This is a genomic window from Kitasatospora sp. NPDC093102 (genome assembly GCF_040683915.1).
Classification (GTDB): domain Bacteria; phylum Actinomycetota; class Actinomycetes; order Streptomycetales; family Streptomycetaceae; genus Kitasatospora.
In genome coordinates, this window is the sequence record NZ_JBFBFA010000081.1 from 1 (window position 1) to 13,301 (window position 13,301).

Consider the following 13,301-nt stretch of genomic DNA (forward strand, 5'->3'; position numbering starts at 1 on the left):
GCGGCGGGGGCGGGGGGGGGGCCCGCCCGGCCGCTGGGGGGGGGCCCGCCCCCCCCCCCCCCCCGCGCCGCCCCCGGGGGCCGCCCCCCCCCCCCCCCCGCCGCCGCCCCCCCCCCCCCACGCCCACGGCCGGGGCGCTCGCACCCGCCGTTCAGGGGGGCACTACCCACACAGGGAGTCATGCCGTGAACGGCTGCGCAGATCAGATGCTCGACATGGAACTCCTGCTTCCCTCGGGAGAACCGGTCACACTGCCGACCCTCCTGTCCTACCGCTCCTACGACCCGCTCGCCGTGCACATCGTCTTCCACACCGACGCGGACGGCCGGGTCCCCTGGGTCTTCGCCCGCGACCTGTTGGCACAGGGCCTGCACAGACCGAGCGGGCAAGGGGACGTACAGGTCTGGCCGGGAGCGGTCGGCCATGAGGAGGTACTGAACCTCGCCCTCTCCTCGCCGGAGGGGACCGCCTGGCTCCGGGCCCCGCTCCACGTGGTGGCCCAGTGGCTGGAGCGCACCCACCGACTGGTGCCCGCCGGCCGGGAAGCCGACGGATACGACCTGGACGCCGAACTGTCGTGCCTGCTGCCGGGCACCCGCCCGAGGCCCCGGCCTCGGCCGCTTCCGTTCAGCGGCCCGGCCGACCCCGGCGGGTCACACCGCCGCAGCAAGTGAGCAGTAGACGGAGCAGGAGCACAGAGATGAGAGCCCTGGCCTTCGTGCCGCATCCGGCCGCCATCGTCCGGTGGCGGGAAGCACCGAGCCGCGCCCTGCGGCTGCCGCGCGCGCCCCGGTTGTCGCTCCCGGGATGGTCGACCACCGCCCTCACCCGCAGCGTCAAGGGACTCGTCGCGGCCCTCCTCGCCTGGCAGGCCGCCCTGTGGTGGCTCCCCGGGCAACAGCAGTACCTCGCCGTGGCCACCGCCCTGGCCATGGTCAACGCCCCGACCATCTACCGATCGGTGACGCAGGCCCTGCGCAGCGTCGCCGCCCGGGCCGGGGGGCTGTCACTGGCCGTGGCCGTCGTGTGGCTGCTCGGCCCGGCCGCGGGAAGCGTCGCCGCGATCCCGGCCATCGCACTGGTCGCCGGAGGCCGCCGGGGCTCCGACAGTCGCCTGCAGATCGCCTCGACAGCGGCACTCACCCTGGCGGCGGCGACGGCCGTCCCCGTGGGCCACGTCGTCACCCTGACCCTGGCCACCCTCACCGGCGCGGCCGCCGGCATCGCGGTCAACGCCCTCATCCTTCCGCCCGTGCACCTCGGCGCCTCCGACACCTCGGTGCGCGAACTCGCCGCGGCCATGGGAGAACTGCTCGGCGACATGGGCCGCGGACTGCGTGAGCGGCAGCACACCGATCGCGCCCACCTGTGGCTGGAGCGCAGCAGGCACCTCGACGACCTGGCACTCCAGGCGCAGGAGGACGTACGCCAGAGCCAGGAGAGCCTGCGCTGGAACACCCGGTGCATCGTCCACGGACAACAGAAGCCGGCGGACCACAGCGAGGCGCTGCGCGCCCTGCACCGGGTCTCCTTCCAGGTCCGGGGCATCGCACGGACACTGGCCGACAGCGTCGACGACCAGCCCGCCGGTCACGGCCTGAACCGGCTCTTCCTCGACCGGTACGCGGCGACCCTGGAAACGGCGGAGCGGGCGATGGAGGCGTTCGCCGCCCCCGGGCATGCCGCCGGCCCCGATCTCGACAGCCTCTGCGGGCCGCTGCGCCACGCGATCGACGACGCCACGACCTGGCACAGGACGATGACCGACGAGATCAGGCACGGCACGCTGGCCGAACCGGGCGCCTGGCACGTCTACGGATCACTGATCACCGACATCGAACGTCTGCTCGCCGACCTGGAACGCGCGAACCGGCCCACCCCGACCATGCCCGGGCCCCGCCCCTCGTGAAGCGCCCGGCCCCCGAGCCGGTTCGCGGGCCGTCCGCCCCATCGGCACGGGCGGACCGGCGCGGCGGCGCGAGACGTCCATGACGGCGGCCCGGCCCGTGCCGTCGTCCCCGTGGGCGAGGGCGCCGAGGAAGTGCTGTGGCAGCACCTCGAAGACACCGTCGCCCGGCACGCCAATCACGACCAGCACGGGGCCGGTCTCGCGGGGCGCCCGGCGACCTGCCGCGCCGCGCCCGAGACGCCACCGCACGATCACGCGAACACGCCCTCCCCGCACCCACCGCCCTCCCCCACACCACCTCCGGCACCCGGGAGGACCCCGGAGCCGCAGCAGCCGAGGGCGCGTACGGCATCGGGAACCGCGGCCGGACGAGCGCGGGCGCGCCGCTCCACGGCCTCGGCCGGTACCGACGCTCACCCAGGAGGGCCGACGTCCGGCAACGACCGCTTCGGGCCCGGATTCGTTCGCGCCCGTCCTGATCCATCACGACGACCTCACTCCATCGCTTGACGCTTGAATCCGTGGCCCGTACGGTGGTTTGTGTTGGTTGAAGCTTAAACAAAATGCCCCGATGGGGGAGCTTCCCCCCTCCCCCGGTCTGCGGAGAACGCAGCCAGGTATCCGATAACCCCGAGGAAGAAACATGAACCGCACGACCATGCGACGGACCGCCACCGCAACGACCTCCCTCCTCCTCGCCGGCGCCGCCGCCCTCGGCGTCTCCGGCCAGGCCATGGCCGCCACCGCCCCCGCGGCAGTCACGGCCTCGCACTCGTCGTCGTCATCGGCCGCCACCGTCGACACCGGCCTGCGGATCGACCCCCTGCCCGCCCAGCTGATCAGCGCCGACCACCGCCCGCACGAGTTCACCGTCCGCTACGCCGACGACACCCGCCTCGCCCAGGCCCAGCAGATCCTCGTCCTCTCCCCCGAACACGGCCCCTCCCTCCGGAGCGGCGACATCCGCCTGGAGCGGTTCGACGACGCGACCCGGCAGTGGGAGCCCGTGGACCTGGACTCGCAGACCGGCACCCTCTACACCCGGATCCCGCTCACCGGCCGCATCCTCACCCACGACGGCGACACGGCCATCCGCTACCGGATCACCGTCCAGCACGACCTGCCCACCGCACCGCGGCACCTGACCGTACAGCCCCGCACCATCCTCTACACCGCACCGCAGACCACCGGGAACCAGGCATAACCACCGGCAGCGCACCCCCACCACGCCACCCCCCGCTCCGAGCCCTCGGAGCCACCCGAAGAGCCCTCGCAGGCCCAGCACCGCCGGATCTCGGCGCGGGCGGCGCGCAGGCCCTCCTGGTCCGCAGGGTCGACAGGGCGGGGAGGCGGACGTTCCGAGCGATGACGGGCAGGACGCGAGAGGGCGGTTCGGGTCCGCCAGGGCGCTGCCGGACCCAGCGGGATCCGCTCCGGAGACCGCCGGCCCGTTCACACCGCCCGGTGGTCCACCGCACCCAGCCATTGCGTCAGGGCCTTGCGCACCTCGTCCGGGTCGGGGTCCTCGGCCGCCCACGCGGCATAGCCGTCGGGCCGAACCAGCAGGGTCGGGCGCAGGCTGGTCGCCGGGGAGGCCGTCACCACCCGCCCCGCCCACGGCGCGGCAACCGCGGCGACATCGCAGCCCACCAGCACGAACCTGCCCTCCCGCAGCGCCTCGTAGAGCCGGGCCGGCTCCCCCGCCAGGCGGAGGTCAGGAACCCGGCGCCCAGCGAGCGGATGAGAGCCCCGGGGCGCGGGGTAGGTGATCCCGATGCCGGAGATGCCGCGAGACGCACGGGCCTCCACCACGGTCAGCTGGTGTACGACGGTGGCCAGCGCGGCCCGCAGCCCGCGGATCAGCGGTGACCCGGTGGTAACGGCCGTGAGGAGTGCGTGACTGACCCTCAGGACCATCCGCCCCACCGGGTGACGCTCCGCGTGGTAGCTGTCCAGCAGTGCGTCACCGGCCCAGCCGTGCACAACGGCTGCCAGTTTCCACCCGAGGTTGGCGGCGTCCTGAAGCCCGGTGTTCATGCCCATGCCGCCGGCCGGCGAGTGGACGTGCGCGGCGTCACCCGCGAGGAACACCCTTCCCTGCCGGTAGCGGGGTACCTGCCGCTCGTCGCTGTGGAACCGGGAGAGCCACCGTGGGTCGTGCATCCCGAGATCGCTGCCGATCGTCCGCTTCGTGATGTCCCGGACGTCCTCCAGGGTGAGCGGCGCATCGTCGGGCACCTGCCGGTGCCGGTCCCAGCCGATGATCCGGTACCAGCCGTCCCCGAACGGCGCGAAGAACGTGAAACCGTCCTCATTCGAGGCGAAGTTGAAAATCTCGTCGGGGGCACGGTCGAGCAGCACATCGGCCAACATCACGGATCTGATCGCCGACTTGCCGGGAAACGGCATCCCCAGGCTCTCCCGGACGGTGCTGCGCACCCCGTCCGTACCGACGACGTAACGGGCCCGGAGTGTGCCCGTGGCGCCGCCCGGATAGCGCACATCCACGTCGACGCCGTCCGGGTCCTGCCGCAGCCCGGTGGCCCGAGCCCCACGAAGCATGGTCGCTCCCACTTCCTCGGTCCGGCGCAGCAGTGCCTTCTCGACCTGCCACTGCGGAATGGTGAGGATGAAGGGGAAGCGCGTCCGGAGGCCGGCGAAGTCGATGCTGAGGCGGCCGAACGGATGCAGCGCCCGGGTCGGAGTGCCGATGCGGAGCAGTTCGTCGGCCAGGCCACGGGCGTCGAGCTGCTCCAGGGTTCGCGCATGGAGGCTGAAGGCGCGGCTCAGGTTGGACTCGTGGTCGCGTCGCTCCAGCAGTGTGACATCGACTCCGGACCTGGCGAGGTCACCCGCGAGCAGCAGGCCGGTCGGGCCGGCCCCGACCACCAGAACATCCGCGTCCGGTGCCCCGTGCCGGTCCGAGGAGCCACTCGGTGACAGGTCCGCTGTGTTCATGCCTCCGAGTCTCGGTCCTGGGTGAGGGTGCTGCACGGCGGGACCCTCCAGGCGCCGCGCCCGTTCGGCCACAGCCCCGAACGGCGGGCGGGGGCCCGGGGCAACACCGCCCTGCCTCGCCCGCAGGTTCCGGGGACGGGACTCGCCCGGTCACCGGCTCTCCGTGGCCGGCCGGCGGCCGGACCGGGCGGCCGGCTCGGTCGTGGTCCGGCCCGTGGGAAGTCTGTCCGTCGGGATCCGGAAGCGTTCGTGGAACACCTGGCGGCCGGGTTCCGTCAGCGCGAGGGCTCGGCCCGTGCCGACCTTGACGACCCAGCCTGCTTCCAGGGCACGCGAGCAGATCGCGGCTCCCACGGCACCGCCCAGATGGGGGCGGCGTTCGGTCCAGTCCAGGCAGGAACGCACCAGGGGGCGCCGCGAAGCGGTGGAGGGCTCGATGCCGTTCTCGGCCGCCCAGGCCGCCCCGGCCGGGGTGAGCCGTGGCTCCGGCTCCCAGATGATCAGGCCGTTGTCGACCAACGCGTCGGTGACGGCCAGGCCGAGGACTCCCGCGAGGTGGTCGTAGCACAGCCGGGCACGGGCCAGTGCCCTGGTCCGGCCGCTCGCGCCCAGTGAAGCGGGCCGGGGAGGGCGACGCGGGGCGACTTCGGCCAGGCTCTCGATCAGGGCCATCACCTTGGGGTCGGCCAGTCGCAGGTACCGGTGGCGGCCGTGCCGCTCCTCGGCCAGGAGGCCTCCGCCCACCAGCATGTTCAGGTGCCCGGTGGCCGTCGAGGGCGCCACACCGGCATACCGGGCCAACTCCCGGGCCGTCCAGGCCCGGCCGTCCAGCAGGGCCAGGCACATGTCCGCCCGGGAACCGTCCGCGAGCAGGCGTGCCACCGCGGCAAGGTCGACGCCGACGTCCTTGCCCGCACTGTCAGCCGTCATGCCCCCAGTATCCCGACGGACGGTTCGGCACGCGCCGAACCCGCGGCCGCCTAGGCTCCCCGCCCGTCGACCAGTCCCGATCGGTCGGCCGAGAGCGCCTCGCCCCCGGCGCAGACCACCCGAATCCGAAGGAGACCGTCCGCCAGTGCGACTCATCAGGAAAGACCTGCGGCCGTGCACCGTCCCCGACGCCCACGCCGCGAGCCCGTCGGATCCGCTCGCGGACGCCGCCGTCGCCGTGGCCGGTGCGGCACCGGAGCCGGCGAGCCCTCCCGGCCGAGCAGCGGAGCCGGTGGAAATCGTCCTCACCGACACCCCGTACCGCACCGAGACGGCGGCCATCTCGGACGCGCTGGACCGCTTCAACGTCGGCATCACGGGAATCGACGACCGACGCCCCCTCGCCGTCCTGGTCCGCGAGCCCGGCGGCCACCAGGTCCTCGGGGGCCTGTCCGGCCGTACGTCCCTCGGGCTCCTGTTCATCGACCTCTTCTACCTGCCACCCGAGCTGCGCGGCCGAGGACTGGGCAGCCGGATCCTGCGCCGGGCCGAGGAGGAGGGGAGGGCGCGTGGGTGCAAGGCCGCCGTCCTGTACACCATCAGCTTCCAAGCCCCGGAGTTCTATCAGCGGCACGGCTGGCACCGCCTGGGAGAAGTGCCCTGCGTTCCCTCCGGCACCAGCCGCATCTTCATGACCAAGGAACTCTGAGCCAGGAGCACTGGTCTTCGGCGGAGGCGCCGCTGCCATGGAAGCAGTGCTGGCCGTCCTCTCGGCGGGGCGAGGGTGTCGGGCAAGCAGTGACGGCCCCGCCTGCGGGCCCGTCAGCTCGTGACCGGGTGACGATCACGGGGTGTGGCCCGGTTCGGCGGGCTCGCCATCGGCAAGGCGCCTTCGTGGCGGAGCCGGGATCAGGCGGGCGGGACAGTCCCGGCGCCTGGCAAGGCCTGGCCGTACAGGCAGTTGCGGGCGTGTGACAGAGCCACAGCGGCGCTGCGCAGGTGGTGGTTGACGACGGGAGTCAGGGCGCCGCGCAGGCGGTCGGCGGTGTGCAGTGCGGTAGCGGCCTGTTCCAGCAGGTCGCCGGTACGGTGGACGGCGTGGCCGCGGTCGCTGGTGCGGTACTCCTCGGCGAGGGTCTCGGCGGCGTGGGCGAGTTCGCCGACGCCGGGGTCGTCGACCGGTTCGGCGCCGAAGAACTCCAACATGGACGCCAGTTCTGCCAGCCGGGCGCTGCGGCGTGTGTCCCACCACGTGCTCACGTTGCGATCATGCACCACGCGGCGCCGCGGTAGGTGAGGAACGAGCCAATTTCCCCGCACCGGTGTGGAATCGCTCTGCGGAAGGTGAGCCACCGGTTTCCCGCTTCCGACGGCAGTTCGACCCGGGCCCTGCGGTGTGAGGCGCAGCGTCATGGACTGGCGGGTGGTCCTGACCGGCACCGGAGCGAGTGCCGTGCGCGGGGCGGCCGCGGCCCTGCGGCCGGCCGCCGGCCGGCTCACGCGCGGTGGCGAACGACACGCTCCCCCGCAGCGCGGAGGCCGCCGCCCTGTTCCCGGAGAACGGCTCCGAGGGCGACACGACCCGCGCCCTGATCGGACTCATCACCGGTCAGGGCCGGTGACGGGCTGAACCCCGGATCCTGCCGGGACGGCCGGGCGGACGGGCGAGCGAGTCCGGTGTCAGGGGAATCACGCCATCTCCGATCGCATGCGAACTTGTGGGGCCGTATCCGAACTTGATGCGATTTCCAGCCCGTTCTCCGTCACACACACCAGTGAATGTGCCCCGAAGCGGGGGCGTGAACGACCGGTTGCCGCTCTCCTGGGGCTCTGTCCGGATCGGGCATCTGCCCGCTGATCACGAGAGTGGGGCCCAGGTGGGGATGAGAAAACGAAGGACGTGCGTCGCGCGGACCGCGGTGCTCGCCGTCGCGCTGACCGGCAGCGGGTTGCTGACGGCGCCGGCGGCGTTCCCGCAGAGCGGGGACGGAACGGTGACGGTCCGGGTGATCCGGGCCGTGGACGCCTCGGGTGCGTGGACGCCCGCGCTGGAACCGGGGCTGGCGGGCGTGAAGGTGACGCTCACCGGCGGGGACCGGGTCCACGTCGAGGGCACCACGGCGGCCGACGGGACGGTGACGCTGGCACCGCCGCAGAGCCGGGAACACAGCGGCAAGTACCGGGTGCAGGTGGTGAATCCGAAGCCGGGCGTGCTGTTCCCCGCCTTCGCCTCGCGGCAGGGGCTGGACGGCGCACCGAACCAGCTGAGCTCCGACGAGGAGTTCGTCGACCTCTCCGACGGCAGGAACATCTCGTACACCACGGGGCTGTGGAGCCCCGGCGACTACTGCCAGAAGAACGCGCCCCTGGTGACGACCTGCCAGAACACCACGTGGGGGGGCGGTGCGCAGCGCACGCTGGTGTCGTTCCCGTACGGTGCGCGCGGCCAGGACGGCGTGGACGTGAACGTCACGAACATCGCCACCGACGCGCAGACCGGCACGCTGTACGGCATCGCGTGGAACAAGGCCGACAGGCGGGTGTTCTCCTCGGCGGCGGCCAAGCGCACCACGGACTACGGCCCGGGTGGCTCCGGCGGGATCTACGTGACCGACCTGGCGCAGAAGAGGACCACGCTGTTCACCACCGTCCCGGACGCCGGAAGCACGGCACACGGGCCGGGCGCGGACGACGCGTTCCTGGCCGTGCCGGGCAAGGAGAGCCTCGGCGGGCTCAAGGTGACGGACGACGGCAGGGACCTGTTCGTCGTCAACCTCAACGACCGTCAGCTGTACCGCTACGACGCCTCCGTGCCGACCGCGTCGGCGCCGAGGGCCGTCTACCCCATCCCGGACCCGGGCTGCCCCTCGACGGGAGACTGGCGGCCCTTCGGTCTGGGCCTCCAGGACGGGACCGGCTACCTCGGCGGTGTCTGTTCGGGCGAGTCGACGGGCAAGGTGTCGGACCTGCGGGCGATCGTGCTGCCCTTCGACCTGGCCACCGGACAGTTCCGGCAGGCCGTGCTGGACCAGCCGCTGGACTACCCGCGCCAGTCGACCGTCGGCTCGGGCCCGTGCGACGGCGCGGGCTGGTTCCCGTGGACGAACACCTACCCGACCACGCAGAACGGCCAGACCTGCTCCGGCTTCCGCGCCCAGCCGGAGCCGGAGCTGGGCGAGGTCGGCTTCGAGACGGACGGCACGATGCTGCTGGCCTTCCGCGACCGCCTCGCCGACCGGGCGACGGGCCAGGCGGCGGCGGGCGCCGCGGTCGGTGAGGTCCTGTCGGGCGGCGACCTGAACAAGGCCTGCCTCGCGAACGGCACCTTCGTGATGGACACCAACAACGGCTGCGGGCTCTCCCCCCGGGGCACCCGCTTCTTCGACACCAGTCGGTTCGGCGTCCACCACAACGCGGACTACGCCGGGATGGCGCTGTCCAAGGTCGAGACCACCATCGGGACCTCCGGGTACGACCCCAACAACACGGCCTTCGGCTACGGGACGTCGTTCCTCCAGCGGGCGGACGGCAGGCCGGACCCGAATCCCGGACTGCGGCTCAACCCGGCGGACGTGCCCGCGCCGTTCGGCAAGGGCGCCTCGATGGGCGACCTGGAGGTGCTCTGCGACCAGGCGCCGCTGCAGATCGGCAACCGGGTCTGGTACGACCCCGAGCGCACGGGCATCCAGAAGCCCGGCCAGCGCCCCGCGGAGGGCGTCACCGTTCACCTGTACGACGGGGCGGCCAAGCTCGTCGGAACGGAGAGGACGACGGCGCGCGGCGAGTACTACTTCGACGACTCGAACGTGGACGGCGGCCTCGAGCCGCACACCAGGTACACGATCCGGCTGGACAACCCGTCCGACTACGCCGAGGGCGGCAAGCTGTACCGGTGGGTGCCCACCAGGCACGACGTCGGTGACAACCCGTTCATCAACTCCAAGGGCATCGTCCCGCCGGGGGGAAGGTATCCCGAGCGGGTGCTGACCACCGGCGGGCCGGGCGAGAACGACCACACCCTCGACTTCGGTTTCCGGCACTGCGGGTGCGGGCACTGACGCAGGTCGAGCACGACCGGGACGGCAGGCCGCCGGAGGGCGCACCGTCCTGCGGCGCCCGGCGGTACGCTGCCGGGCGCCGGCGCGGGTACCCTGCTGCCCGATCGGGGTGGTCGCCGTCGCGGATTCGTCAGCATCATGCCCGTCTGAGCAGTTCCGTTGTCCACTCTCGCTGCTCGGCGGTGTCCGGGACGGCGAGCCCGCGAGCTCGTTCGATGTGCTTCCAGGCGGTGTCGGGATCGACGCCGTTGAGAACGAGGAGTGCAGCCGCGAGGAGGGATGAGCGTCCGACGCCGGCTCGGCAGTGGGCGACGACGTGCGCGCCGCCGACAAGGCCGTGGTCGGGGCCACCGCCTACGGTTCGAGCAAGTCCGCGGTCAACCGGCTCACCCGGATCTGGGCGGCCGAGTACGGCCCGGCCGGTGTACGGGTCAACGCCGTCCTTCCGGGCGTGATCGAGACCGAAGGCGTGCAGGCCTCGCTCGGCGATGAGAACCGCAGCGACTTCCTCGCCATGGCCCCCGCCGGCCGGGTCCGCCTGCCCGGCGAGGTCGCCGAGGCCGTGGCCTTCCTCGTCTCCGACGCGGCCTCCTATGTCAACGGCGCCCTGCTCACCGTGGACGGTGGAGCGTCCGTCCGCTGACCCCGTCCGCGGATGACGGGTGCTCAGATGGGCCCGGAGTTGCCGGCGTGGTCCGGCCGGCGTGGCCCGCTGCCGGCCGCCCCGCGCCCGCCGGTGGAGACGACAAGCCGGGTACGTGGCCTGGCAGCGTGCACGTGGAAGTGCCTTCCTGCCGGGCCGACGGAGACCTCGGACAGGCCTCGCCATCCCGGTTCGGAAGGCACTTCCGCGTTCCCGATCATGATCCGGACACGGCTGCGAGTGAAACGCGCATCGCAGTCACCGGGGCAGCCGGTCGCAGACTCCCGCTTCCTTCGTCCCGCCGCCTGGTGATCACCGCTGAAAAGGCCTCAATGGCTGTTCTGATCAAGCACTTGCAACGGCCGCATCATTTCATTGTCCTCATGGTCGATGATGTGACAGTGCCAGACGTACCGTCCCGCGATGCCAAAGCGGACCTTGACGCGGGTGATGTTACTCGGCAATGCAATCACGGTGTCCTTGTATCCGCCCTCCCCCGGCTGTGGGGGTGACAACGCGCCGCCCGTGATTGCCTGGCGGTCGAGGACCTGGAATCCGATCTGGTGGATGTGGACAGGGTGCGCGTCGGGGGTGAAGTTGTACAGTTCCCAGATTTCGGTGTCGTCCTTCACCGGTGTCTCGGTGACCGGATCCGACCACAGGAGCGGGGTGGCTGAGCCGCTCGGCGCAACCGTGCCGAGTGTGTCCATCGTGGGCGCGCCGGTGAAGTACGCCGAGTCCTCCTCGTTGATCGACAGCTTCCGGACCGTCCGGCTCTCGGGAAGTGCCGGGACCGGAGGAAGCACGATCTGCGACGGCGGAACACTGGTGTCGGCAGAGGCAAGGGGCGCGACAGTGAATTTCATGACCTGCCCTGTGGTCGTGATATTCGCCGGCGTGAAGTCGGTGACCGGTACGCCGCCGCCGTACGCCTCGTCCGGGCCTTCGTTGACCAGGTAGAGCCCGGTGCCGACCGGGGTGCCGGTGAAGTCGACCACCACGTCGGCGCGTTCTGCGGGGGCCAACAGGAGTTGATCCGACCGGACCGGGGCCGGCAGGAATCCCTGGTCGTTTCCGATCTGCCAGAAGGGCAATGCGGGGCTGACGGGGCGGGGGGCTGTGGCGTCAGCCGCGATCTTCAAGATGAGAGTGCGGGCGTTGCTCGCGTTGAGGATGCGCAGGCGGTACCGCCGCGGTTCCACGTCGAGTACCGGCCAGGTGTTCCCGTTGACGACCATCGTGGTGCCGAAGAATTCCGGGTTCCAGATCGGCGGAATATCGGTACCGGGGATCCACGGACCATCCGGCGGGGTGTCACCGAAGTATCCGCGACTGCTGGGGAAGAAAATCGACCCGTCCGCATTGAAGGACTTGTCCTGAACCACCAGGGGGATTTCGTAGGGGCGGGCACCGTGCGCAGCGTCTTGCCCCGGTGCCGGACCGGGAAGCACTCCCGGGGGGAGATCGGCGGGCCCGCCTCGCAGCAGGTAGAAACCGGCAAGGCCCGCGTAGACATTCACCCGAGTCATGCCCAGGGTGTGATCGTGGTACCAGAGGGTTGCGGGACGCTGATCATTGCTGTACGCGAACGTTGCCGACCCGGGGCGCCAGCGGGCGCCGTAACGGTCGCGGAACTGCTCGGCGAACCGATCGTAATAGGTACCCACGCGAGCATAGTCACGAGGAATATCACGGGATGCCGGCAGGTACCAGGCTTCGGGGTATCCGTCACTCTCTTCCCGGCTGTACCCACCGTGCAGATGGGTCACGATGGGCACCGGTCCCGTGTACGGCCCGGGAGTGGTCGAGAAGGTGGGCCGCGAATCACGTCCGGCCCTTCCGCCAGGAGGGTTCGCCCAATGCAACGTGGGATCCACCGCGCACAGATGGGGCAGGTAGAAGCCGCGCGAGGTGACGAGGTCGTTGACCCATGTCACGGAGATCGGCCGATCCACACGGGCTTCGATGGTCAGGCCCGGTGTATGAAATGACTGCTGGTGGCCCACGGCTCCGTAACCCCAGACCGTGGTGACCGGCATCCCGGTCGGCAGCATTTGCTGTCGGAACTGGCGGATCGCGATGCGGTAGGAGTCCCGGCCCTCGCCGGGCATTTTACCGAGAAGAAACAGCGGCGTTCTGTACTTGGGCACGGATGACGGATCGAGCGCGCCTCCCGACGGCTGCGGAGGATGCGGGTGGTGCCGGCCGTTTCGAAGGGCACCCGGCCCGGACAGAGAATTGACTGCGTAGGCGTGCCCGTCCGCAAGCGCGCCGGAAAAACCTACGGCACCGGCTGTCGCAACCGTGGTTCTGAGCAGCTCGCGTCGACTCGGCAGAGAATTCCCAGCGACGTCAGCAGCCTGCGAATTCTCCCGAGGATCGGTGTCCTTGATCACGCCCGAATGGTATGCGCGCGATATGGAGCGCGGCGTCATTTCTGCCGGTCGACATGCCACGCCCCTTAAAGTCCGATCATTGGACTATCGCTGCAGCGGCAGATATTCCTTCCGGTGAAGGAAGCTGGTCGTCCCGCTGCAGCAGCGGGGGAAACCGGTCGCGGGGATCCGCTCGAAGGGTCCGTACGACCGCGAGAGGGCCCGTGCCACGCGGATCGCGCGGGCACGAGCCCTCTCGGGTCACTCCGGTGGTCCCTGTCCGGCCCCCGGGGTGAGGGGGAGGGTGGTCAAGGTCGCGGGTGTGTTACCGGCAGCCGAAGGGGTCGGCTTAGTACCAGTGGTGGGACTGCCAGAAGTTCCAGGCGGCGTTCGGGCTGCCGTAGCGGGTGTTCATGTAGTCCAGCGCC

10 protein-coding genes are annotated in these 13,301 nt (G+C 71.4%); 6 read left to right on the plus strand and 4 right to left on the minus strand.

The window, feature by feature from the left end; translation table 11 throughout:
- Positions 1–185: 185 nt before the first annotated feature.
- The 3 genes from AB0O11_RS37835 to AB0O11_RS37845 all read left to right on the plus strand — a co-directional run bounded on the left by AB0O11_RS37835 (position 186) and on the right by AB0O11_RS37845 (position 3,113).
- Positions 186–674, plus strand: coding sequence for an SsgA family sporulation/cell division regulator (locus AB0O11_RS37835; protein WP_363396700.1), 489 nt, complete (start codon positions 186–188; stop codon positions 672–674).
- Positions 675–700: 26 nt separating this feature from the next.
- Positions 701–1,909: a hypothetical protein gene (locus AB0O11_RS37840; RefSeq protein ID WP_363396703.1), complete on the plus strand. Its 1,209-nt coding sequence runs from the start codon at positions 701–703 to the stop codon at positions 1,907–1,909.
- Positions 1,910–2,552: 643 nt separating this feature from the next.
- On the plus strand, positions 2,553–3,113 hold the full coding sequence (locus AB0O11_RS37845; RefSeq protein WP_363396706.1) for a hypothetical protein: 561 nt from the start codon (positions 2,553–2,555) through the stop codon (positions 3,111–3,113).
- Positions 3,114–3,361: 248 nt separating this feature from the next.
- Here AB0O11_RS37845 and AB0O11_RS37850 read toward each other — a convergent pair whose 3' ends face one another.
- Both AB0O11_RS37850 and AB0O11_RS37855 read right to left on the minus strand, forming a co-directional pair.
- Complete coding sequence (locus AB0O11_RS37850; protein ID WP_363396709.1) at positions 3,362–4,867, minus strand: FAD-dependent monooxygenase; 1,506 nt, start codon at positions 4,865–4,867, stop codon at positions 3,362–3,364.
- A gap of 150 nt (positions 4,868–5,017) precedes the next feature.
- Positions 5,018–5,797, minus strand: a complete 780-nt coding sequence (locus AB0O11_RS37855) for a winged helix-turn-helix domain-containing protein (RefSeq protein WP_363396712.1) — start codon at positions 5,795–5,797, stop codon at positions 5,018–5,020.
- Positions 5,798–5,942: 145 nt separating this feature from the next.
- On the opposite strand from AB0O11_RS37855, the gene AB0O11_RS37860 reads away from it, so the two are divergent.
- Entirely contained in the window at positions 5,943–6,506 is a 564-nt protein-coding gene (locus AB0O11_RS37860) for a GNAT family N-acetyltransferase (RefSeq protein ID WP_363396715.1), read from the plus strand.
- A gap of 200 nt (positions 6,507–6,706) precedes the next feature.
- Here AB0O11_RS37860 and AB0O11_RS37865 read toward each other — a convergent pair whose 3' ends face one another.
- Positions 6,707–7,057 carry a hypothetical protein gene (locus AB0O11_RS37865; RefSeq protein ID WP_363396718.1) on the minus strand — a complete coding sequence of 117 codons (351 nt, stop codon included), beginning with the start codon at positions 7,055–7,057 and terminating at the stop codon, positions 6,707–6,709.
- 623 nt (positions 7,058–7,680) lie between these two features.
- Here AB0O11_RS37865 and AB0O11_RS37870 point away from each other — a divergent pair.
- The gene (locus tag AB0O11_RS37870) at positions 7,681–9,855 is read left to right on the plus strand and encodes an SdrD B-like domain-containing protein (RefSeq protein WP_363396721.1); all 2,175 of its coding nucleotides are present in this window, start codon (positions 7,681–7,683) and stop codon (positions 9,853–9,855) included.
- A gap of 304 nt (positions 9,856–10,159) precedes the next feature.
- The gene (locus AB0O11_RS37875; RefSeq protein WP_363396724.1) at positions 10,160–10,498 is read left to right on the plus strand and encodes an SDR family oxidoreductase; all 339 of its coding nucleotides are present in this window, start codon (positions 10,160–10,162) and stop codon (positions 10,496–10,498) included.
- 329 nt (positions 10,499–10,827) lie between these two features.
- On the opposite strand, the gene AB0O11_RS37880 is transcribed toward AB0O11_RS37875, so the two are convergent.
- Positions 10,828–12,894, minus strand: coding sequence for a multicopper oxidase (locus AB0O11_RS37880; protein WP_363396727.1), 2,067 nt, complete (start codon positions 12,892–12,894; stop codon positions 10,828–10,830).
- Between the last annotated feature and the right edge of the window lie 407 nt (positions 12,895–13,301).